We start from the raw sequence: 21,656 nt of genomic DNA, 5'->3' as shown, positions 1-21,656 counted from the left end.
TCCGCGCCCGGGGCGTCAGGCGTCGGTTAGGATGGGTTTGGGGTGCATGTCCGCCGGCGCCCGCATCCCGGCCGCGTGGGCAAGGAGGCGCTCGATCCCGAACAGGGTGATGAGCACGCCGCCGAGGACCAGCGGCAGGTACTCCACCGCGCCGCTGAGCCCGATGGTGGGCAGGGTGGTGTCGGCCACCTCAGCCGCGAGCTGGCCGGTGAACCAGGCCATGCCGATGCCGAAGGCGGTGATGCAGAGGTCGGACACCACGTCGCAGAGCCGTTCGAGCGGGGCGGGCAGCAGGGTCTTTAGCGTGTCGAAGCCCATGTGGAAGCCCTCCCGCACGCCGACGGCGGCGGCACCCATAATGGTCCAGGCCATCAGCATCATCGCGGCCGACTCCGCCCAGGAGGGCGTGTCGTTCAAGACGAAGCGCCCGAAGACGGCGTAGGCCACCACTGCCACCATCGCGAGCAGCGCGAAGGCAGCGACGAAGAGGGTGACGCGGCAGATGGCATCCAGCGCGGCCGAGAAGCCGCGCTGAGTGGTGGCGAGCACGATCAGGTCGACTCGCGGATGCGGGAGACGATGCCCTTCATGCGGGCGTCGCTCACGAAGCGGTCGTAGACCGGGCCCATGGCGCGCTCGAAGGGCGTCTTGTCCATGGTGTTGATCTGGGCGCCGGCGGCGATGACGGCGGCCTTGGCCTCCTCGCTGCGGGCCTGCCACAGGCGGCGCATCTCGGGCACGCTGTCCTTCGCGGCCTGGCGCAGGATGTCCTGCAGCTCCTTCGGCAGGCGGTCGTAGGAGCGCTTGGCCATGACCAGGATCTCCGGCGCCATGGAGTGCTCGGAGACGGAGTAGAACTTCGCGACCTCGAAGTGCCGGAAGGACTGGTAGGAGGGGTAGTTGTTCTCGGCCCCGTCCACCACGCCGGTTTGGAGGGCGGAGTAGACCTCGCCGGTCGGCAGCGGCGTCGGGTTGGCGCCGAAGGCGCGCATCATCGCCACCCACATGTCCGAGGCCTGCACGCGGACCTTCTGGCCGCGCAGGTCGCCCGGCTCGTGGATCGCCTTCGTGCGCATGTAGAAGCTGCGCGCGCCGCTGTCGTAGTAGCCGAGCGGGATGAGGTTATGGCGCGGGCCGCTGGACATGATGTCGTCGCCGATCGCGCCGTCCAGCACGCGGTGCATGTGCGCCTCGTCCCGGAACAGGAAGGGCAGGCCGGGGATCACCGTCTCGGGGATGAGGGAGTTGAGGCTCGCGGAGTTCACACGATTCAGGTCGATGACGCCGAAGCGCGTCTGCTCCAGCGTGTCCTTCTCCTCGCCGAGCTGGCGGGAGCCGAAGACCTGGATGCGGAGCCGCCCGCCCGAGCGCTCCTCGACCTGCTTGCTCATGAACTTCACCGCCTCGACCGTCGGGTAGCCGTCCGGATGGACGTCGGCGGAGCGGAGCGTGATCGCCTGCGCGAAGGCGCGGCCGGCAATGAAGGGGGCGGCGAGCGCGCCCAGGAGCAGGGCGCGGCGAGGCGCGTGGATGGTCATGGACAGTCTCCCGGTGTCGCAGGGGCCCCTTGACGGTAACCCAATGGTTATCCGCAACGTGCTGCCAGCCGCCATCCGCTGTCAACGTCGCTCGCATTGCCGTCCCCCCACGGGCGCCGCATCATCGCGCTATGATGACGATCGACGCCGCCGCCCGCGCCCTCGCCGATGGTGGGACCACCGCCGCGCAGCTTGTGGAGGAGGCCCTCGGCCGAATTGCGGACCCCGCCGGCGAGGGCGCGCGCGCCTTCGTCGAGGTGCAGGCGGAAGCCGCGCGCGCGGCCGCGGGGGCGATGGATTCGCTCCGCCGCGCCGGCCGTGCGCCAAGCCCCTATGCGGGCATCCCCATCAGCATCAAGGACCTCTTCGACCAGGCGGGCGCGGTGACGCGCGCGGGCTCGGTCGCGCTGCGCGACGCACCGCCCGCGACGGCGACCGCTCCCGCCATCGCGCGGCTGGAACGCGCGGGCTTCGTCGTGCTCGGGCGCACGAACATGGTGGAGTTCGCCTTCTCCGGCACCGGCCTCAACCCGCATCTCGGCACGCCCCTCTCGCCCTATGACCGCGCGACGGGGCGGGCGCCGGGCGGCTCCTCCTCCGGCGCTGCGGTCGCGGTGGCGGACGGGATGGGCTTCGGCGGGATCGGCTCCGACACCGGCGGGTCCTGCCGCGTGCCGGCGGCGTTCTGCGGCATCGCGGGCTTCAAGCCGACGGCCCGGCGCGTGCCGCTGGCGGGTGCCTTCCCGCTCTCGACCACGCTCGACAGCATCGGCCCCCTCGCGCCTTCCGCCGCCTGCTGCGCCATCCTGGATGCGGTGATGGCGGGGGAGGAGGATGCCGCCCCGCCGCCGGCCGCTTCACTCGACGGGCTGCGCCTCGGCCTGCCCAGCTCGACCGCTCTCTTCGACGGGCTAGCCCCGGCCGTCATCGCCGCCTTCGAGCTGGCGCTGCGGCGATTGGAAGCGGCGGGGGCGCGGCTGATGGACGTGGCGCTGCCGGAACTGGCGGAGATCCCGGCGGCCAACGCCACCGGCGGTTTTGCCGCGGCCGAATCCTGGGCGCTGCACCGCGACCTCATCGCCCGCGCGCGCGACCTCTACGACCCGCTGATCCTCGCGCGTATCGAGCGCGGCGCAGGCATGACGGCGGCGGACCTCATCGCGTTGGGGGCCGCGCGCGCCAGCATCATCGCGGCCACCGCCCCGCGCACGGCGCCCTTCGACGCCATTGTCGCCCCCACCTGCCCACTGACGCCGCCCGCCATCGCGGAACTCGCGACGGCCGAGAGCTTCAACCGGATCAACCTGCTGCTGCTGCGGAACACGGCGGTCGGTAACTTCCTCGACCGCTGCTCGATCAGTCTTCCCTGCCACACGCCGGGCGAAGCGCCGGTGGGGCTGATGCTGATGGGGGAGAACGGCGGGGACCGGCGGCTGCTTGCCGTCGCCCGCGCGGTGGAAGGCGCGCTGGCGGGCGGGGAGTGATCCTCCCCGCCCGCCGCTTCGGCTAGGCGGAGCCGAGCCGGGCCTTTGACATCGGCAGGCTGCGGATGCGCTGGCCGGTCAGCGCGGCCACCGCGTTCGCCACCGCCGGCGGCACGCCGGGCACGCCAGGCTCGCCCACGCCGCCGAGCGCCGCGCCGCTCTCCACCACCTTCACATGCACCCGCGGCATCCGGGCATGAGGAAGGATGGTGTAGCCGTCGAAGTTCCGCGCCTGCGGCTCGCCATTCTCATAGACCACCTCCTCCAGCAGGGCGGAGGAGAGGCCGATGGCGGCCGCGGATTGCACCTGGGCCTCGATCAGGCCGGGGTTCACCGCCCGTCCCGGATCGATCGCGATCCAGAGGTCGTGGACCTGGATCTCTCCGTCGGTGATGGAGACCTCGGCGATGGTCGCGACCTCCGAGCCGAAGGGCGAGGCCATGGCAACGCCGCGGGCGCGCTTGCCGCCCTCGGCATCGAAGGGACCGCGCTTCCAGCCGCCCGAGAGATCGGCCACCGCGCGCAGCAGCGTCGCGTGGCGCGGGCTGTCCTTCAGCATCGCCAGCCGCATCTCGAAGGGGTCCTTGCCGCCGGCGGTCGCTAGCTCGTCGAGGAAGGACTCGTAGAAGAAGTCGTTCATCGAGTGGCCGACCGAGCGCCAGAAGGCGATGACCGGCGGCTGGCGCAGCTTCACGCAGTCCACCCGCTTCGCGCCGATGGCGTAGGGCTTGCCGGCGATGCCCTCGACCATCGAGGGATCGACGGGGGCATTGGCGGCGAAGTAGCGGCCGATGGGCCCCTCCCCCACCGCGGCGGCCTGGAGGGCGACGGGCATGCCGTCCGCCCCCACCGCGCCCTTGAAGCGCACGAAGCCCATGGGGCGCAGCCCGTCGCGCAGGAACTCCTCCTCGCGCTTCCAGATCACCTTCACCGGGCGGTTCACGGCCTTGGCGAGAGCGATGGCCTGCGGGTAGGGCGCGGCGGCGTCGTAGGTGAAGTGCCGGCCGAAGAAGCCGCCGAGGATGGGCGAGTGGACCTTCACCTTCGACGCGTCCAGCCCGGCCTCCTTGGCAGCCAGTTCCTGGAACACCTCCGGCGCCTGGTTGGGCATCCAGAGCTCCAGCGTGCCGTCCCCGTTGAAGCGGGCGATGGTGGAGGGCGGCTCCAGCTGCGCGTGGGCCAGGTAGGGCGCGTCGTACTCGGCCTCGATCGTCTTGCTGGCGCTAGCGAAGGCGGCGGCGAGGTTGCCGCTCTCCTCCGCGGGGCTGCCGGCGCCCTTCTCGGCGCGCAGCGTGGCCAGCATGCCGGCCGAGGAGAAGTCGGCGGGCAAGGCGCGGTCATGCCGCCCCTCCGCCCAGGTGACGTTCAGCGCCTCGGACGCCTTGCGGGCGCGCCACCAGCTATCGGCCAGCACCGCGACGGCGCCGGGCAGCTTATGGACGGAGTGCACACCGGGCATGCCGCGCACCTCCGCCTCGTTCGCGATCGCGCCGGGCTCCTGCCCGAGGCGCGGGGCGTGAACCACGCTCGCCTGGAGCATGTTCTCGACGGTGAGGTCGATGCCGTACTGGGCGCGTCCCGTGGACTTGTCGCGCGCATCCAGCCGCGGCACGGGCTTGCCGATCCAGCGGAAGGTCGCGGGGTCGCGGAGGGAGGCGACCTCGCTCGGCGGCAGCTTCATCGCGGCCTCGGCCAGCTCGCCATAGGCGAGGCTGCGGTTCGAGGCCTTGTGGATCACGCGGCCGGGCTCGGTGGTCAGCTCGCCCTCCGGCACGTCCAGCCGCGCGGCGGCGGCGCGGACGAGCAGGTTGCGCGCGGTGGCGCCGAGCTGGCGCATGGTGGCGTAGCTGGAGCGGACCGAGAGGCTGCCGCCCGTCAGGCGCCGTCCGTTGACGATGAGGTAGTCGGCGCCGGGCGGGGCGCAGTCCACGATGAAGTTCGCGGGCTCGAAGTCCAGTTCCTCGCCGACGATCTGCGCCATGGCCGTCGCGATGCCCTGCCCGCCCTCCACGAAGGGCGAGAGGAGGCGCACCTTGCCGTCGTTGCGGATCTCGAGAAAGGCCGGGACCTGCGTGCCCGGGCGAGGGGCGACGGCCGCCATGCCCTCGCCCTGCGCGCGGGCCGGGCGGGTGCGGACCATCGTGCCGAGCAGCAGCGCGCCCGCGCCGATACCGAAGAGGCCGCGGCGGGAGAGGTTGGCCACGCCCCGCTCGGGGATGGAGACCGGCGTGCCGAGAAGCGCGTCGGTGCCGGGGATGTTCATGCCGTCCACGATGCGATCCCCGCTCAGGCCGTCGCGGCCTGCCGCACGGCGGCGGCGATGGCGTTGTAGGTGCCGCACCGGCAGAGATTGGTCATCGCGGCCGCGATGTCCTCGTCAGTCGGCTTGGGCGTCGCCTTCAGCAGCGCGGTCGCGGCCATCACCTGGCCGGACTGGCAGTAGCCGCATTGCGCCACCTGGCCGGCAACCCAGGCCTCTACGACCTTGGCGCCGACGGGATCGCTCTCCATCGCCTCGATGGTCGTCACCTGCGCGCCCACCACGCTCTCGGCGGGAGTGACGCAGGAGCGGGTGGCGTTGCCGTCCACCAGCACCGTGCAGGCGCCGCACTGGGCGATGCCGCAGCCATATTTCGTACCGGTCATGCCGAGCGTGTCGCGCAGCACCCAGAGCAGCGGCGTGTCGCCCTCGGCGTCCACCTGCTTCGTCTGGCCGTTGATGTTGAGTTCCAGCATTGCCGGCTCCGTTCCTTCGGCCCCTGAAGGCCATCGATCTAAGCTAGCGGGCTTCTGGCAAGAATGTCAGCGGGGCTGGCACAACCCACCATCACTCTCCGGCGAAAGCGTATGAGAAAGGCCCGCTCCCCGGAGGGAACGGGCCTTCCAGCAGGCGGCAGGTGCGATCAGCGGCCGGTCATGATCCGGCCGACGAGTTCCTTCACGGTCGGGATGAAGCCGTTGGAGTAGAAGGGGTCCTGCGCGAAGCGGTAGGCGTTGTGGCCGGCGAACATGAGGTTGTGCTCGGGGTCGCCGCCATGGCCGATGTCCTGCAGGGTCTTCTGGATGCAGAAGCTGCGCGGGTCGGCCTTCTTGCCGTTGGAGTGGTCGTCGGTGTGCTGCGCCCAGTTGGAGAAGCGGCACTGGGAGAGGCAGCCCATGCAGGCGATCTGGTCCGCCACGATCTCGCGGCTGGTCTCGGGCGTCACGAAGATGAGCGTGTCGTCGGGCGTGCGCAGCGCCTCGGTATGACCCTCGGCCTCCCACTGGCGGACGTGCTCGAGGTCCGCCGGCACGAGATAGACGGGGCGCTTGCGCGGCCCGACGCCATAGGTCGCGGAGTGCTCGCCCACGGGCTGCACGGTATAGGCCACCTGACGGTGGCTGCGCCCCTCCAGCTCGCGCAGGAAATCGTTGCGCACCGCGCTGCTATAGAAGCCGGTGGGGGAGAAGTTCTGGAGGGACACGTCGCCGGGCTTGAGCGTCAGCAGGCGCTGCTTCCAGGCGTCGGGGATCGGGCTCTCGCGCGTCACCAGCGGGCGGGTGCCGAACTGGAAGGCGATCGGGCCGAGCTCGGGGTTGTCGATCCAGTCCTCCCACTCCTCGAGCCACCACACGCCACCGGCCATGATGATCGGCACGTCGCCGAGGCCGAACTCGCGCATCTGCTGGCGCAGCTTCAGCACGCGGGCATAGGGCGCCTCGGGCTTGCGCGGGTCCTCGGAGTTGGAGAGGCCGTTATGGCCGCCGGCCAGCCAGGGATCCTCGTAGACCACGCCGCCCAGCCACTCGCTGGCCTTGGAATAGGCGCGCTTCCACAGCGCGGAAAAGGCACGGGAGGAGGAGACGATGGGATAGATGTGCACGCGGTACTCGCGCGCGATGTCGGCCAGGCGATAGGGCATGCCAGCGCCGCAGGTGATGCCGTTGATGAGGCCGCGCGCCCCTTCCAGCATCCCGCGCGCCACGCGCTCTGCCCCGCCCATCTCCCAGAGGATGTTGGCGTGGACGCGGCCCTTGCCGTTCGACCGCTCATAGGCCTCACGCGCCTGGGCGATGCCCCCGGCGATGCCATAGGCGACCAGCTCCTCATGCCGCTCGCGCCGGGTCTTGCCGTGGTATTCCTGGGGGATGATGCGCCCCCCGGCGTCGTAGCTGTCCGCGTTGACCGCGGAGAAGGTGCCGACGCCGCCTTCCGCGGCCCAGTTGCCGGCGGAGGCGCCGTTCGACGCGGAGACGCCCTTGCCGCCCTCGACGAGGGGGAGAACGTCGGCACCGCCCATGCGGATGGTGTTGATCGCCTTCACAGCCGGGGTGTTCCTGAAACGGGGACAAACATGGGTTAAGCGAGAGAAGCCCATATGGAACGGCCCGGAGGAATGGAACAGTCCTCCGGGCCGCTGGGCGATGTTCTCAGGGAGCGAAACCCCTGGCTCCGCCCCCTGGTTTCATCAGTCCTCGCGGCGGCGGGGGGCGCGGTCACCCCCACGGTCACCACGATAGCCGTCGCGGTCGCCACGCTCACGGCGCGGGCCGCGGTCGCCGCCTTCCTCGCCCTCGGGGCGGGGACGCTTGGCGCCGACCTGCTCGGTGATGTCGGCGCCCGTGGCCTGGTCCACCGTCCGCATGGACAGCTTCACCTTGCCGCGGTCGTCGAAGCCGATGACCTTCACCTTCACCTTGTCGCCGACGGAGACGACGTCGCCGGTGCGGCTCACCCGCTCCTGGCCGAGCTCGGAGATGTGGACGAGGCCGTCCTTGGCGCCGAGGAAGTTCACGAAGGCGCCGAAGTCGGCGACCTTCACGACGGTGCCGTTGTAGATCGCGCCCACCTCGGCCTCGGCCGTGATGCCCTTGATCCGGTCGATCGCGGCCTGGGTCGCCTCGGGGCTGCTCGACGCGATCTTGATCGTGCCGTCGTCCTCGATGTCGATCTTCGTGCCGGTCTGCTCGACGATCTCGCGGATCACCTTGCCGCCCGTGCCGATCACTTCGCGGATCTTGTCCTTGGGCACCTGGATCACGGTGATCCGGGGCGCCGTCGCGGCCACTTCGCCGCGGCTGCCGGACAGGCCCTTGGCCATCTCGCCGAGGATGTGGATCCGCCCGTCCTTCGCCTGATCGAGCGCGATGCGCATGATCTCGAAGGTGATGGACGTGATCTTGATGTCCATCTGCAGGGCGGTGATGCCCTGCTCGGAGCCGGCCACCTTGAAGTCCATGTCGCCGAGGTGGTCCTCGTCGCCGAGGATGTCGGACAGCACGGCGAAGCCCTTCTCCTCCTTGATGAGGCCCATGGCGATGCCGGCGCAGGGGCGCTTGAGCGGCGTGCCCGCGTCCATCAGCGACAGCGAGGTGCCGCAGACAGTGGCCATGGAGGAGGAGCCGTTGGACTCCGTGATCTCCGACACCACGCGGATGGTGTAGGGGAACTTCTCCTTCTCGGGCAGCAGCGGGTGGATTGCGCGCCAGGCAAGCTTGCCGTGGCCGATCTCACGCCGGCCCGGGGAGCCCATGCGGCCGGTCTCGCCCACCGAGTAGGGGGGGAAGTTGTAGTGCAGCATGAAGTTCTCCCGGTACTCGCCCGGGAGGGCGTCGATGATCTGCTCGTCCTGGCCGGTGCCGAGGGTCGCCACGCAGAACGCCTGGGTCTCGCCGCGGGTGAACAGGGCGGAACCGTGGGCGCGCGGCAGCACGCCGACCTCGGCCACGATCGGGCGAACGGTCTTGGTGTCGCGGCCGTCGATGCGGATGCCGGTGTCGAGGATGGTGTTGCGCACCACGTCGGCCTCGAGGCCCTTCATCAGGCCCTTGGCGGCGGCGGGGTCGTGGCCCTCCGCTTCCAGCTTCTCGAGGATGGACTTCTTCACCGCGCCGACCTTGGCATAGCGCGTCTGCTTGACCGTCTCCTTGTAGGCCTCGGTCATCTCGGCGGTGCCGAGCTCGGCGATGCGGGCCTTGAGGGCCTTCTCGGCGTCGGACACCTCGGCCAGCGGCCAGGGCTCCTTGGCGGCGCGCTCGGCCAGCTCGATGATGCCCCGGATGACCGGCTGGAAGGACTTGTGGCCGAACTCGACGGCGCCGAGCATCACCTCCTCGGAGAGCTCCTTCGCCTCGGACTCGACCATCAGCACGCCCTCGGCGGTGCCGGCGACGAAGAGGTCGAGCTCGCTCGTCTTCACCTGGTCCATCGTCGGGTTGAGGATGTACTCACCCCCGGCATAGCCCACGCGGGCGCCGGCGATCGGGCCGAAGAAGGGAATGCCCGAGAGGGTCAGGGCGGCGGAGCAGCCGACCATGGCGACCACGTCCGGGTTGTTCTCGAGGTCGTGCGACAGAACGGTCGCGACCACCTGGACCTCGTTGCGGAAGCCCTCCGGGAAGAGCGGGCGGATCGGGCGGTCGATGAGGCGGGAGACGAGGGTCTCGTTCTCGGAGGGACGCCCCTCGCGCTTGAAGAAGCCGCCCGGGATCTTGCCGGCCGCGAAGGCCTTCTCCTGGTAGTTGACGGTGAGCGGGAAGAAGTCCTGACCCGGCTTGACCGAGCGGGCGCCGACCACCGTGCAGAGGACGATGGTGTCGCCCAGGCGGGCCATCACGGCGCCGTCGGCCTGGCGGGCCACCTTACCGGTCTCGAGGGTGAGCGTCTTGCCGCCCCACTCGATGTCCTTGCGGTAGTAGTTGTCGAACATGCGTGCATCCTGTCGGCCCCACCGGGCCGGATTGCCTGGCGGGACGGTGTTGCGACGCGGATGGGATGAAGGGTCTCTGCGCCCCGCTGGCCCGCGCTTCGGGCTTGGGGGTCCCCGGCGCTTCGGGCGGCATGGGGTCCGCGCGCCGGGTCTGCGCGACGGGGTCCATGTGGCCGGAAACGCCGCGGCGTGGCCGTTCCTGTCAGCCCACCGCATACGCGGAGGGCGGGCTGGACCATGGAGGTCAAGCCCGGCGGGCCGCTATATGGCCCCTTCGCCCGCCGAAGGCCAGGGGAAAACAGGCCTGGGGGAAAGGCTGATCGCCCCATCACAGGCGGCACCCACAGAGGCCGCTACGGGCGTCTTTAACAAGGGCTAATCCGACCAGCGGCTGGGTAGTTGCAATCCGTTCATCCGGACCCTACCTCAGACACGCCACGCTGGTTCGGACGCTTTCCTCGCCCTGCCACGGGGCGACCGGCCACGCCTCCCCGCCGGTTCCTGGCTCCTCGTCGGGACCGGCCCGCGGGGCAACCTCTCTCGAAAGATACGCGACCGATGCCGACCGGAACCGTGAAGTGGTTCAACGCGACCAAGGGCTATGGCTTCATCCAGCCGGATGACGGCTCCAAGGACGTGTTCGTCCACATCTCGGACGTCACCCGCGCGGGCCTTCGCGGCCTGAACGAGGGCGACAAGCTCTCCTTCGAGGTCCAGAAGGATCCGAAGGGCAAGATGTCCGCCGCCAACCTGCAGATGGGCTGAGCTGATCCGCCGGGCGGTTCGCCGCCCAAGCCGGCGGGCGCCAGTAGCGTAAAGGCTTGTGGCGCCCGCTTCAGCACTTCTCAACCGGCATTCGTCATTCAAGGCCGGCTGAAGTGCCGGGCGTGCTACCCGGATGCTGGTGGCATGGTGGTACGTCCGTTATCCGGCCACTCGCCGTTCAACCTGGCGCAGCACGGCGCATAGCCGGGAAAAGACAAGCCAGAAGGCACCGTGTCCCGCCGCCATGTCGGCCGCGCCGCCGGTTCCCTGCGGCTCTCCACGACGGATGGTCGGGAGCCTCGCTTCAAAGCGTCCGCGCATGTTCTCCAGGAACGCGCCGGTAGCGCTGAGATACTGCTCAAGTGTTTCGGCGGCGATCTCCGCCTCGATCCTTGGGTGTCCGCCAAGGCTGAAGCGCTTCAACTCCCGCGTGTCCTGGGCTAGCGCGAGGTGGAGCCTGTGCAGTTCCGCCAGATGGCGGGCGATGCGGAGGCGCGCGTCCCTGACCTCATCCTGGGCATGGGCGGCTGCGGCGGTGGGCTGGGCCATGCAGGAACCTCCTAGGCCGAGGCTGGACCTTTGCAGGTTAAGGCCTCGTGAAGGCAGGCCACATCGTTCATCGAATGGTTGGTGGAACGGCTGCATGAGTGCGGCCCTCCGGCCCCGCGTTATTCGACCCAGTGCAGCCAAGACCGCCGGAAAACAATGAAAAACAAGGAATCACTTCTATCATGAGTTATCTTACCCAGCGGCAGCCTCCCAGGCCGCCTACCCCCTCCTCTCGTCCCGCGCCGGCCGGCACCCTCACCGAGGCGGAGATCCGCCAGATCGTCAGCGAGATCCTCGGCTGATACGGCCGAGGGATCGCGACGCCGGGCGTGCATAGACGCCGATAAGGCAGCCCTTCGCGACCACCCCCTTCCCCAGCGCGGCGCGGATGGCACCGCGGCCAGGGTTCTCCCCGAGGCCTTCCGGCCGGCGCCTGAGCGCGAAGAGCTGAAACGCGTAACGGTGCGGTCCGTGGCCCGGGGGTGGGTCGGGCGGCAGCCAGTCCGTCCGGAAATACGAGTTCCGCCCCATCCCCACCCCGGAAAGCCCCGGCAGGTCGCCCGCGGCGAGGCCCGCCCCTTGAACGGGCAGGCGCGTGGCGATCGCGTGTACCAGGGGGCGGGGCGTCGGGCTGTCGGCGTCCTCCACCACCAGCATCAGCGCGGCGGCGTCCTCGGGCAGGCCGCGCCAGGCGATGGGCGGGGAGAGGCCCGGACCGTCCGCGGTGTAGAGAGCGGGAATGATCCCGCCCTGCACGAAGGCAGGGCTCGTCACCTCGATTACGGCCGGCACGTTCACCCCGGCGAAGAGCAGGGCGTTGATGCCGGGCCGCATGCGCGAGAGGAGGCGGCCGAAGCCGGCGGGCAGGACTTGCAGCATGGCGTCTCCCGAGGGTTGTAACGGTCCCTGTTGAAAGGGACGCGCGCGGCGGGGCCGGGTTGCGTCCGCACGCTTGCGCGGCTTCCGCCGACGGGCGATCCCTGGCGCATGGCTGACCTTCACCGCTTCGGCGACTCCCGCCTCCTCGCCAGCGTCTCGGCGGAGGGGGCGGAGCTGCGCTCGCTCCGCGACGCCTCCGGCGAGGAGTGGCTCTGGGGCGCGGGGCAGGAATGGCCGCGCCACGCGCCGGTGCTCTTCCCCATCGTCGGGCGCCTGCCCAACGACACGCTGCGCCACGAGGGCCGCAGCTACCGGCTGACACAGCACGGCTTCGCGCGCGACCGGCGCTTTGCCTGGAGGCGTCGCGCGGCCGATGGCTGCGGACTGCGGCTGGAGGCGGATGCGGCAACGCTCGCGGCCTATCCCTTCCCCTTCATCCTTGATCTCGACTGGACGGTGGCGGAGGGGCGGCTCGCCTGTACCGCCACCGTTTCGAACCCTGGGCCGGGGCCCCTTCCCTTCAGCCTCGGCGCCCATCCCGCCTTTGCCTGGCCGCTGCCCGGCACGGCGGCGCAGCAGGATCACGCCCTGACCTTCCCGGAGGTCGAGCTGGACTCCCTCTCCGCCAGGCGGCTGACGGGCGGGTTGCTGGACACGGCGGAGAGCATTCCCCTGCCCGGCGGGCGGCTGCCGCTGCATCCAGGCCTTTTTGACGCCGACGCGATTGTGCTGCCGGACTTCCCGGGCCGACGCCTTCGCCTGGAGGCGCCGGGGGCGGCGCTCGAAATGGGGTGGGAGGGCTACGGCGACCTCGGCCTCTGGTCGAAGCCGGGCGGCGCGGGCTTCCTCTGCCTCGAACCCTGGTGCGGCACGGCGGCACCGATGGGCTGGGACGGCGATTTCATGATGAAGCCAGGTGTCGTCATCCTCGCCCCGGGCGCCGCACGATCCTTCAGCTGGTGGGTTTCGGCGGAACGGCCTTGAGCAGGAGGCGCGGATACCTCACGATGTTGTCACCTCCGGCGCTGAATGATACGGCAGCGCAGCCACAGGCGAAGGCGCGCAGGACATGCTGTCACTCGACGACCTCGGCATCGTGCAGGGAACGGACAAGTCCTCCGCCTGCCACGGCTATCTGAAGCATTACGAGCGCCTCTTCGCCCCCTGGCAGCACGCCCCGATCACTCTCGTGGAGATCGGCGTCTTCGATGGCGCTTCCCTCCGCACCTGGCGCCAGTTTTTCTCCCGCGCGCGGATTGTCGGCCTCGACATCGACCGCAGCTGCCTCAAGCATGCCGCGGAGGGGATCGAGGTCGTCATCGGCTCGCAGACGGACGCCGCCTTCCTTGACGAGGTGGCGCGCTGGACGCGGCCGAACATCATCATCGACGACGGCTCCCACCAGGCCGACCACATCATGTTCACCTTCGAGCACATGTTCCGCCACCTCGTCCCCGGCGGCTGCTACGTGATCGAGGACCTGAACGCCCATGTGGGGCCCAACGCCTCCTACTGGCGCGGGACGGCCGAGTGCCCGCCGACCGACCATTTCGGCCGCTTCTTCGGGGAGGTGGCGACACGGCAGCGCGCGGACATCGAACGCATCGAGGCCTTCCCCAGCGCGGTCGCCATTTGGAAGTCGGCGCGGACGAACCTCGACGCCGTCGAGGCACGGGTCGCGCAGTTGCTCGAGAGCGGCGAGGCGACGGCCGAGAGCTTCTACCGCCAGGCGCTCTTCCTGCGCGACCGCGGCAAGATCGGCCCGGCCGAGGTGGCCATCGCGCGGGCGATCGAGATGGATTCCACGAGGCCCTGGTACCATACCGCCCGCGAGGACATCCTCGCCCGGGCACAGGCGCGCGCGGCGGCGGAATAGCCCGCCCTTCGGGAGGGGCCGCCCCTCCCGGCCGCGCGGATCAGCCGAACAGGTCGTGCGTGTAGAGGTCCGCGAGCGGCGAGGCGCGCGGGATGATGCCGGCATCGACGTAGAAGCGCTGCACGAGGTCCATCCTCGCCTCGTCCACCCGGCCGGGCACGGCCATGTCGGTATAGACACCCTCGTTGTAGAGCTTCAGCGTCGCCAGCACGCGCGGGGCCTGCACGGGCGCGCCGTTGCGGCCGAGGAAGGCGACAAGGTCGGCCGAGGCGGCCTCGGGGTCCGCCTGGAGGTCCGCCAGGGCCCGCAGCAGGGCGCGGCAGGTGGCGGCGATCGGCTCCTTCTGCGTGCGGATGGCGTTGTCGCTGGCGATGACGACCTGCGCCATGCTCGGCGTGTTGCCGCGGTTGGAGAGGCGCGTGACGGGCACGCCCTCAGCCTCCGCATCCACGATCCAGTCGGGCACGGCGGCCATCGCGTCCACGGTGCCCGCGACGAAGGCCTGCCAGACGCCGGCGGGGCCGAGGGACTGGATCTCGGCGCTGCGCGGGGTGAGGCCGACCGAGCCCATGGCGCCGATCAGCGAGTAGTAGGTCGTGTCCTGCACGGACTGCACGCTGATCTTCTTGCCCGCGAGGTCGCGCAGGCTGTTGATGCCGCGGTCCTTGCGCGCGACCACGGTGACCAGAGCGCCGCCGCCGAGCGCCATCACCGCGCGCACGGGCACGCCATTCGGGCGCACGATGATCGGCGTGTCGCCGATGCCGCCGCCCATGGGCGCGTTGCCGGCGCCGACCTGGGTGGCCACCGCCGCGCCGCCGCGCAGCGTGATGAAGTTCGGCTTCACCCCGTTCGCCGCGTAGTAGCCGCGAGCCTCCGCAAGGTTGTGGGGCGCGAAGGCCGTGAGGAAGCGGATGGAGGGAAGGAGGAAATTCACCTCCGTCGCCTGCGCGCGCGCCGCCCAGGGTCGGGCGAGCGGGCTGGCGGCGAGCAGCGCGAGGGCGTGGCGGCGGTTCATGGGCGACCTCTCTCCAAGGTGACGGGAATCGGGGGATTGACGGGGAAAAGGCTGGCAGCAAGCTGGCGGCCATGACACCCGGCACGAAGATCTGGCGCGACTACGATCAGGCGGGGCTGGACGCCGCCTATGACCAGCGGGTCTGGGCAAAGGACGCCGCCGACTGGATCGCGCGCTACGCCGCCGACACGGCCGCCGCACGCGCGGCCCATCCGCCGGAGGTGTATGACACCGGGGCGGGGCTGCTGGACCTCTATCGTGCCAAGCCGCCTGCGCGCGGCATCCACCTGCACGTGCATGGCGGCGCCTGGCGAAGCCTGACGCGGGCCGATGCGGGCATGGCCGCGCCCGCGCTGGTCACGGCCGGGCTGGATGTCGCCGTCCCCGATTTCCGGCTGCTGCCGGAGTTCCGCCTGCCGCATATGGTCGAGGACGTGGTGACCGCCTGCCTCTGGGCTGCGGCGCGCGGGCCGTTGCATCTCTCCGGCCATTCCTCGGGTGCACATGTCGCGGCGGTGGTCGCGACCGATCCGCGCGTGGGGCCCCTGCTGCGCTCCGTCACGCTGCTCTCGGGGTTGTACGACCTGGAGCCCGCGCTGCTCTCGGCCCGCGGCGCCTATGTGGCGCTGGACGCGGCCGAGGCGATGGCGCTGAGCCCGGTGCACCATGTCCGGCGCATCGCGGCGCCCGTGGTGATCGGCTACGGCACGGCGGAGAGCCCCGAGTTCATCCGGCAGTCGCAGGACTTCGCGAAGCTGATGGGCGTGGAGCCGATCGTGCTGGAGGGGACGAACCACTTCGCCACGGCCTATGCGCTGGCGGAGGGTCCGGTGCATCAGGCGATGCTCGCGCTCGTCTGAGGGGGCGCGACCGCCCCTTCCAGCCGGTCGATGAGGCGGAGGAGAAGGGCGCGCTCCGCGGGGTCCAGCGCCGCGAGGCCCGCTTCCGCTTCCTCCAGCGCCAGCGGCAGCCACTCGCGGTAGCGGGCACGGCCGCGGGCGGTGAGTTCCACCGAGACGGCGCGCCCGTCGGCGGCGTGGCGGCCACGGCGGAGAAGCCCGTCCCGCTCCATCGCCGCGATCTGCCGCGAGAGGGTGGAGTGCGGCACGAGGGTGTGGGCCGCGAGCTCCACGATGGTCAGCGGGCTCCCGGCGCGGGCGGCCACCATCAGCACGCGCCACTGGGCGAAGCCGGCGCCGCGCTCGGCCAGCAGGGCTTCCAGCCGCGCGTTCCAGGCGGCCATCAGGCGGTTCAGTCGGAAGGGGACGAGGTCGGGCTCTTCCTCCCCGCCCATGGAGTCGAGCGCCGGCATCAGGCGTTCGCCAGCGCGCCGCGCAGGGCGACGTGGTCGGGATCGGCCAGCGCGGCCTCCCGCGCGCGGGCGACGCGGCCGGCGGCCAGGGGATCGCCCGCGGGGCCGGCGAGGGCGGGCTCCACCGCATCCTTCATGACCGCGGCGAAGGCCTGGCGGCCCCGGCGATAGGTCTCGCCATAGCCCTTCAGCAGGCGCGGCAGGGCGGCGATTTCGATGGCTAGCGCGTGGTCCCCGCGCTCGGCCGCCTCGATGACGCGGGCGAGCCATTCCTCGATGCCTGCCCTCTCCTCTGCCCAGCGGAGGGTGAAGGGGCGCCAGGGGCGGAGGCGGGCGAGGAGGAAGAGGCGGAGGAAGCCGGACAGCGTGGTGCTGCGAAGGCGGAGGGACATGCCGCCCTCCAGCCGCCCTGTGCGCTCGGCCCAGCGCAGCAGGGCGCGCCCGGGCGCGGGCGGGAGGAGGGAGGCGACCTCCTCCCAGCCGGGCTTCATATGCTCGGTGACGGTGACGGGCTCACCGGGGCGGGCTCGGACCTCCGCGCGGATCTCGGCGAAGCGGGCGGCGGCCGACTTGTGCTGGGCGATCCGCACCACGTCCTCATAGGCCATCCAGAGGGTGAGCTGGCGCGCGACCTCGGCCGAGAGGCGCCAGTTGCCGCTGGGCGCGGGATCGGCGGCCAGCACCCGGCGCACTCGCTCCATCCAAGTCGCGGCGTAGCGGGCGGACTGGTAGCGGGCGAGGCGCGGGAGCGCGATATCGGCGACGGCCAGCACCTCCGGCGGCAGGGTGGCTGCGGCGTCGGCCAGCAGCGCGGGCAGGCTGGCGCGCGGCGTGGGCGCCGGGGCAGCGGCGGGCGCGGGATCGGCGAGCGCGAGGCCCGTTTCGAAGGCGCGCAGGTTGGCCTCAGGCGCGACGCCGGCGGCGATGGCGGCGCGCAGGGCATCGAGCGGGATGGGCACCGCGCCGCTCGCGGCCATGCGGCCGAGGAGGACGGCGTTCAGCGCCTGGCCCTCGGCGGCCGAGGCGTCCACCAGCAGGGCGCGGCGCGGCATCTCGCGGATGGCGCGCATGACGCGCGCCACGTCGAAGCGGCCGTCGCCCATGGCCGACTTCTCGCTCGTCGCGAAGACGCGGCGGGTGGAGGCGACGAGGGTCGTGCGGTCCGGCGAGACGAAGCCGCGCTCGCAGCACCGGCCGGCTTCCACCAGTTCGGTCGCGATCACCACGTCCACGTCACCGGGCGAGGGGCCGAGGCCGAAGACGGGGCGGCGGCCACCCAGCGTCGGCCAGGGCTCGGGCCACATCTCGATGTAGTAGGTGGTGGCGCCGGTGCGCTGGGCGACGCCGGGGATGGAGGTGCCCTGCACCGGCAGGTCCGCGCGCTGGGCGGCGCCGACGATCCAGTCCGTCAGCACGCCACCGCCCTCCCCGCCCATGGCGGAGACGAGGATGCAGATCGGGCGGGTCATGCGGCGGCCCCTATGCCTGCACGGGCTTCGGCGCGGCGCTCGGCCCAGGATTGCAGGCGGGCGATCACGGCGTCGCGCCAGCGCATGCGGCGGGCATCGGCGCGGGTCGGGTTGCTGACGATGTCGGCGCGGTAGAAGGAGGGGCAGAGCTGCGCGGCGTCCGCCACCTCGCCGCAGAGGGAGCAGCCGACGCAATCCTGGTTCACATGCGCCACCGGGTCGCTCCGCAGCGGGTCCGGGTTTTCCTTCAATGTCAGGGAGGGGCAGCCGGAGAGGCGAATGCAGGAATGGTCGCCCGTGCAGGTCGTGGCGTCCACGCCGTAGCGGGTGCGGACCACGCGCTCGCCGGCCTTCAGCGCGCGGGCGTATTCGGGCTTCACGCGGCGCTGGCGCGCGAGCTGGCACTCCTGCTGGGCGACGATGACCTTCAGGCCGCCCTCCTTCGTGGTCAGCGCCTCCCGCAACGTACGGACCATGTCCTTGACCACGTAGGTGCCCTGGGTGCGGATCCAGGTGACGCCCATGGCGCGCAGCGCGGTCTCGATGGGGATGCGCGGGCCGTCGCGCTTCTCCGCGCGGGAGGAGGGGATGTCTTGCTGGCCGGTCGCGCTGGAATAGCCGTTGTCCATGACGATCAGCACGCCGTCCGTGCCGTTCTGCACGGCGGCCGAGACGCCGGTGGAGAGGCCGTTGTGCCAGAAGCCGCCGTCGCCCATGACCGTAACCGTGCGCTTTTTCCCGAAGAGCGGCGCGAGGGCTGCGGCAGAGGAGAGGCCGAGGCCGTAGCCGAGAATGCTGCTGCCCATGTTGAAGGGCGGCAGCGTCGCGAAGGAGTGGCAGCCGATATCGGCGGCGACGTGGACGGGGCCTTCGCTCTTCTGGACGATCTTCATGGCCGCGAAGACCGGGCGCTCGGGGCAGCCCGTGCAGAAGCCGGGCGGGCGCTGGGGAAGCTCGGCGCCGATCAGGGCGCGGGCGCGCTCGGCGGGGGCGGCCACCTCCGCCGCGATCCGGGCGACGGCGGCGATGTCGATGCCGGCGGGCATGGAGCCCTCGATGAACTTGGCGACGCCCGCGAGCATGACCTCGGCGGTGTACTCGCCGGCCATGGGAAGGCACTTCTTGCCGAGGACCTTCGTGTGCACGGAGGCCTCGCGCAGCGCCTGGCCGATGGCCTGTTCCAGGTATTCGGGGTTGCCCTCCTCCACCACCAGCACGGCGCGCTTGCTCGCGCAGAAGCCGGTCACCTCCTCCTCCACGATCGGGTAGGTGACGTTGAGGACGAGGATGGGGATGCGGCTGTTGCCGAAGGCGTCCGCCAGGCCCAGGCGGGCGAGGCTGCGGAGAAGCGTGTTGGCGTGGCCGCCCTGGACGATGATGCCGATGTCGGAGACATCGCCGGGCAGGTGCTCGTTCATCGCGTGCTCGAGGATGAAGCGCTTGGCCGCGGGGAAGCGGCGGGCGATCTTGTCCTTTTCCTGCCGGTAGGTACTGGGGGGAAGAATCACGCGCTCGTAGTCGAAGACGGGCTCGGTGAGCGGGCTGTGAAGGCCCACCTTGGGCCGGACATTGTCGCGCGCGGTGAAGCGGCCGCGCAGGTGGCAGGCGCGGATGCGGACCTCCACCATGACGGGCGTGGAGGAGGCCTCGGACATCTCATAGGCGAGGCCGATGGTGCGGACGAGATTCTCGTGGTCCGGGCGCGGGTCCAGCAGCCACATCGAGGATTTCATGGCGAAGGCGTGGGTGCGCTCCTGCATGATGGAGGCGCCCTCCCCGTAGTCCTCGCCGACCACCATCACCACGCCACCCACCACGCCGGCGGAGGCGAGGTTCGAGAGCGCGTCCGAGGCGACGTTGGTGCCGACGGTGGACTTCCACACCGCGCAGCCACGCACGGGATAGTTGATGCTGGCCGCCAGCATGGAGGCGGCGCCGGCCTCGTTCGCGGCGGGGGCATAGACGACACCGAGCTCGTCGAGCAGCGGCTTGGCGTCGCTGAACACGTCCATCAGATGGCTGACGGGCGCGCCCTGGTAGCCCGTGACGTAGGAAACGCCGGATTCGAGCAGGGCCTTGGTGATGGCGAGGATCCCCTCGCCCTCAAAGACCTCGCCCTCGCCCAGGCGGAGAAGGGACACCTCCTTTGCGAAGGATCGCTCCATAGGAAAGGTTCCCGACAGGTTATAACCACTTGCATATAGTTTGGCGGCCCGCCTAGCATCGCGTCAAGGAGATACGACCATGGACATGCCGCTCCCGACGCGAAGCCGGCTGGAACCGGCCGAGATGGTCCAGGAGGGGCGCGTTCACCGCGCCGCCTATGTGGACCCCGCCATCTTCGAGATGGAGATGGATCGGATCTTTGGGCGGGCCTGGCTGTATCTCTGCCACGAGAGCCAGGTGGCCACCCCCGGCCGCTTCTTCGCGACGCAGATGGGGCGGGAGCCGGTGATCGTGGCCCGCGCGCGGGACGGCGTGATCCGCGCCATGTTCAACCGCTGCACGCATCGCGGCGCGAAGCTGACCATGGACGAGACGGGGCAGGCGAAGCGCTTCGTCTGCTGCTACCACGGCTGGGCCTTCGACCTCGACGGCAAGCTGGCCGAGGTGCCGCTACCGGAGGGTTACGGCGACAGCGCCTATCCGCCGGAGGACGGCTCGCTCGACCTCGTGCGCGTGCCGCGGGTGGAGAACTATCGCGGCTTCATCTTCGCGAGCCTCGCGGCCGAGGGGCCGACGCTGGCGGAGTTCCTCGGCCCTGTCGCCTCCTCCTTCGACGACATGGTGGACCGGGCGCCGGGCGGGTTGCTGGAGGTCGCGGGCGGCGTCTCGCGCCATGCCTATGACGGCAATTGGAAGCTCGTGATCGAGAACCACAACGACACGCTGCACCCGCGCTTCGTCCATGCCTCCTCCGTCGCCGCCGCGCGGGACCAGAAGGACACGGTGCACAGCGACGGCGCGGGCGAGGTGCAGATCAAGCAGATGCGCCAGAACGGCGCGCCGGCGGCGGTTTGGGAGAGCCTGGGCATCTGGGCCAGCGCGTCCGGCCACTCCTTCATGGGCGACTACCACACGGACGCCCACATGGCCGCGCGCCCGGCGGAGGACCCGGTGCAGATGGCCTACGGCCGCGCGCTGGAGGAGACGCACGGGGTGGAGCGGACGGAGGAAATTCTCTCCATCCAGCGCTTCAATACCGTGGTCTACCCGAACCTCTCCTTCATGAGCCGCTTCCGCCAGCTTCGCGTCGTGCAGCCGATCAGTGTGAACCGCACGGTGGTGACGACCTACACCTTCAGGATGCCCCTCGCGCCGCCCGAGATGTTCCGCGACAGCATCGCTTTCGCCAATGTGGTGAACGGCGTGGGCTCGCTCGTGCTGACCGACGACCTCGAGACCTATGCCCGCGTGCAGGACGGGCTGGCGAGCCAGGGCGGGGACTGGGTGGACGTGAAGCGCGGCATGGGCGGCGACGCCAACGAGGCCAACGGCACCTTGCGCGGCCAGACCGGCACGAGCGAGATCCACCTGCGCGCCCAGTTCGCGGCCTGGCGCCGCTGGATGACGGCATGAGCGCGGTTCTGGAGGCGCCCGCCCCGGCGCTCGACCCCGCGCTGGCCTCCCTGGTGATCCAGGAATCCGCGCTGCTGGATGCCTGGAAGCTGGAGGAGTGGCTGGCGATGTACGCGCCCGTCTGCGCCTACTGGGTGCCGACGGAGTGGGACCAGGCGAGCCCGCACGACACGGTCAGCCACATCTACGACGACCGGCGGTTGCTGGAGACGCGGGTGCGGCGCTTCCGGCACGCAATGTTCCACGCGCAGAAGCCGCCAAGCCGGACGGTGCGGCTCGTCACCAACCTGCGCGCGGGGCCGGTGCCGAACAGCACGCTCTGCTCCTACGAGGTAGCGGAGTTCCGCAACAACCGGCACCGGCGCTATGTCGGACGGGCAACCCACGAGTTCGAGGCGGACGGGGCCGGGGGCTGGTTGATCAGCCGCAAGCGCTTCGACATGATCGACTGCGACGCCGTGCTGGACGGCATATCGATCATACTTTGACCGCGGCAGC

At 70.8% G+C, this 21,656-nt stretch carries 19 protein-coding genes; 7 read left to right on the top strand and 12 right to left on the bottom strand.

Features of this window, described 5'->3' with window-relative positions; translation table 11 throughout:
• Positions 1-15: 15 nt before the first annotated feature.
• Positions 16-549: a TRAP transporter small permease gene (locus BO39_RS04495; protein WP_198381897.1), complete on the bottom strand. Its 534-nt coding sequence runs from the start codon at positions 547-549 to the stop codon at positions 16-18.
• A gap of 2 nt (positions 550-551) precedes the next feature.
• Positions 552-1,538 (bottom strand): TRAP transporter substrate-binding protein, encoded by a 987-nt coding sequence (locus tag BO39_RS04490; RefSeq protein ID WP_043830519.1) that lies wholly within the window; start codon positions 1,536-1,538, stop codon positions 552-554.
• Positions 1,539-1,669: 131 nt separating this feature from the next.
• On the opposite strand from BO39_RS04490, the gene BO39_RS04485 reads away from it, so the two are divergent.
• Positions 1,670-3,022 carry an amidase gene (locus tag BO39_RS04485; protein WP_043830517.1) on the top strand — a complete coding sequence of 451 codons (1,353 nt, stop codon included), beginning with the start codon at positions 1,670-1,672 and terminating at the stop codon, positions 3,020-3,022.
• 22 nt (positions 3,023-3,044) lie between these two features.
• On the opposite strand, the gene BO39_RS04480 is transcribed toward BO39_RS04485, so the two are convergent.
• The 4 genes from BO39_RS04480 to pnp all read right to left on the bottom strand — a co-directional run bounded on the left by BO39_RS04480 (position 3,045) and on the right by pnp (position 9,711).
• Entirely contained in the window at positions 3,045-5,285 is a 2,241-nt protein-coding gene (locus tag BO39_RS04480) for a xanthine dehydrogenase family protein molybdopterin-binding subunit (RefSeq protein ID WP_043830854.1), read from the bottom strand.
• 23 nt (positions 5,286-5,308) lie between these two features.
• Positions 5,309-5,758 (bottom strand): (2Fe-2S)-binding protein, encoded by a 450-nt coding sequence (locus BO39_RS04475; RefSeq protein ID WP_043830515.1) that lies wholly within the window; start codon positions 5,756-5,758, stop codon positions 5,309-5,311.
• A gap of 167 nt (positions 5,759-5,925) precedes the next feature.
• On the bottom strand, positions 5,926-7,326 hold the full coding sequence (locus BO39_RS04470) for an NAD(P)H-dependent flavin oxidoreductase (protein ID WP_043830514.1): 1,401 nt from the start codon (positions 7,324-7,326) through the stop codon (positions 5,926-5,928).
• 144 nt (positions 7,327-7,470) lie between these two features.
• A complete protein-coding gene (gene pnp / locus BO39_RS04465; RefSeq protein WP_043830512.1) occupies positions 7,471-9,711 on the bottom strand; it encodes a polyribonucleotide nucleotidyltransferase in 2,241 nt (746 codons plus the stop codon).
• A gap of 558 nt (positions 9,712-10,269) precedes the next feature.
• Here pnp and BO39_RS04460 point away from each other — a divergent pair.
• On the top strand, positions 10,270-10,476 hold the full coding sequence (locus BO39_RS04460; RefSeq protein WP_043830510.1) for a cold-shock protein: 207 nt from the start codon (positions 10,270-10,272) through the stop codon (positions 10,474-10,476).
• Positions 10,477-10,635: 159 nt separating this feature from the next.
• Here BO39_RS04460 and BO39_RS04455 read toward each other — a convergent pair whose 3' ends face one another.
• Together BO39_RS04455 and BO39_RS04450 are read right to left on the bottom strand one after the other, a co-directional pair.
• The gene (locus BO39_RS04455) at positions 10,636-11,025 is read right to left on the bottom strand and encodes a hypothetical protein (protein ID WP_043830508.1); all 390 of its coding nucleotides are present in this window, start codon (positions 11,023-11,025) and stop codon (positions 10,636-10,638) included.
• A 282-nt stretch (positions 11,026-11,307) separates the two neighbouring features.
• The gene (locus BO39_RS04450; protein ID WP_052401484.1) at positions 11,308-11,904 is read right to left on the bottom strand and encodes a YbhB/YbcL family Raf kinase inhibitor-like protein; all 597 of its coding nucleotides are present in this window, start codon (positions 11,902-11,904) and stop codon (positions 11,308-11,310) included.
• Between the two features lie 108 nt (positions 11,905-12,012).
• Here BO39_RS04450 and BO39_RS04445 point away from each other — a divergent pair, with 108 nt between their 5' ends.
• Together BO39_RS04445 and BO39_RS29640 are read left to right on the top strand one after the other, a co-directional pair.
• Positions 12,013-12,888: an aldose 1-epimerase family protein gene (locus BO39_RS04445; RefSeq protein ID WP_043830507.1), complete on the top strand. Its 876-nt coding sequence runs from the start codon at positions 12,013-12,015 to the stop codon at positions 12,886-12,888.
• 85 nt (positions 12,889-12,973) lie between these two features.
• Positions 12,974-13,780: a class I SAM-dependent methyltransferase gene (locus tag BO39_RS29640; protein WP_052401482.1), complete on the top strand. Its 807-nt coding sequence runs from the start codon at positions 12,974-12,976 to the stop codon at positions 13,778-13,780.
• A gap of 40 nt (positions 13,781-13,820) precedes the next feature.
• On the opposite strand, the gene BO39_RS04435 is transcribed toward BO39_RS29640, so the two are convergent.
• The gene (locus tag BO39_RS04435; RefSeq protein ID WP_043830506.1) at positions 13,821-14,798 is read right to left on the bottom strand and encodes an ABC transporter substrate-binding protein; all 978 of its coding nucleotides are present in this window, start codon (positions 14,796-14,798) and stop codon (positions 13,821-13,823) included.
• A gap of 71 nt (positions 14,799-14,869) precedes the next feature.
• Between BO39_RS04435 and BO39_RS04430 the strand changes: the two genes are divergently transcribed.
• Positions 14,870-15,658 carry an alpha/beta hydrolase gene (locus BO39_RS04430; RefSeq protein WP_043830504.1) on the top strand — a complete coding sequence of 263 codons (789 nt, stop codon included), beginning with the start codon at positions 14,870-14,872 and terminating at the stop codon, positions 15,656-15,658.
• Here the strand turns inward: BO39_RS04430 and BO39_RS04425 are convergent.
• The 3 genes from BO39_RS04425 to BO39_RS04415 are packed head-to-tail and all read right to left on the bottom strand — an operon-like array spanning position 15,634 to position 19,744.
• Positions 15,634-16,110, bottom strand: a complete 477-nt coding sequence (locus tag BO39_RS04425; protein WP_052401480.1) for a MarR family winged helix-turn-helix transcriptional regulator — start codon at positions 16,108-16,110, stop codon at positions 15,634-15,636. The two genes, BO39_RS04430 and BO39_RS04425, sit on opposite strands and share 25 nt — an antisense overlap.
• Positions 16,110-17,579, bottom strand: a complete 1,470-nt coding sequence (locus BO39_RS04420; protein WP_043830502.1) for an indolepyruvate oxidoreductase subunit beta family protein — start codon at positions 17,577-17,579, stop codon at positions 16,110-16,112. Before BO39_RS04420 ends, BO39_RS04425 begins: the two co-directional genes overlap by 1 nt.
• Positions 17,576-19,744 (bottom strand): thiamine pyrophosphate-dependent enzyme, encoded by a 2,169-nt coding sequence (locus tag BO39_RS04415; protein ID WP_043830500.1) that lies wholly within the window; start codon positions 19,742-19,744, stop codon positions 17,576-17,578. Before BO39_RS04415 ends, BO39_RS04420 begins: the two co-directional genes overlap by 4 nt.
• 79 nt (positions 19,745-19,823) lie before the next feature.
• On the opposite strand from BO39_RS04415, the gene BO39_RS04410 reads away from it, so the two are divergent.
• On the top strand, positions 19,824-21,158 hold the full coding sequence (locus BO39_RS04410; RefSeq protein ID WP_084697844.1) for an aromatic ring-hydroxylating oxygenase subunit alpha: 1,335 nt from the start codon (positions 19,824-19,826) through the stop codon (positions 21,156-21,158).
• The gene (locus tag BO39_RS29635; protein ID WP_052401478.1) at positions 21,155-21,646 is read left to right on the top strand and encodes an aromatic-ring-hydroxylating dioxygenase subunit beta; all 492 of its coding nucleotides are present in this window, start codon (positions 21,155-21,157) and stop codon (positions 21,644-21,646) included. Before BO39_RS04410 ends, BO39_RS29635 begins: the two co-directional genes overlap by 4 nt.
• Positions 21,647-21,656: the final 10 nt, after the last annotated feature.

The organism is Roseomonas aerilata DSM 19363, from assembly GCF_000711725.1.
Taxonomy (GTDB): Bacteria; Pseudomonadota; Alphaproteobacteria; order Acetobacterales; family Acetobacteraceae; genus Roseomonas; species Roseomonas aerilata.
The sequence above is the reverse complement of the archived record's forward strand: the minus strand, read 5'-3'. Positions and strand labels throughout refer to the sequence as shown.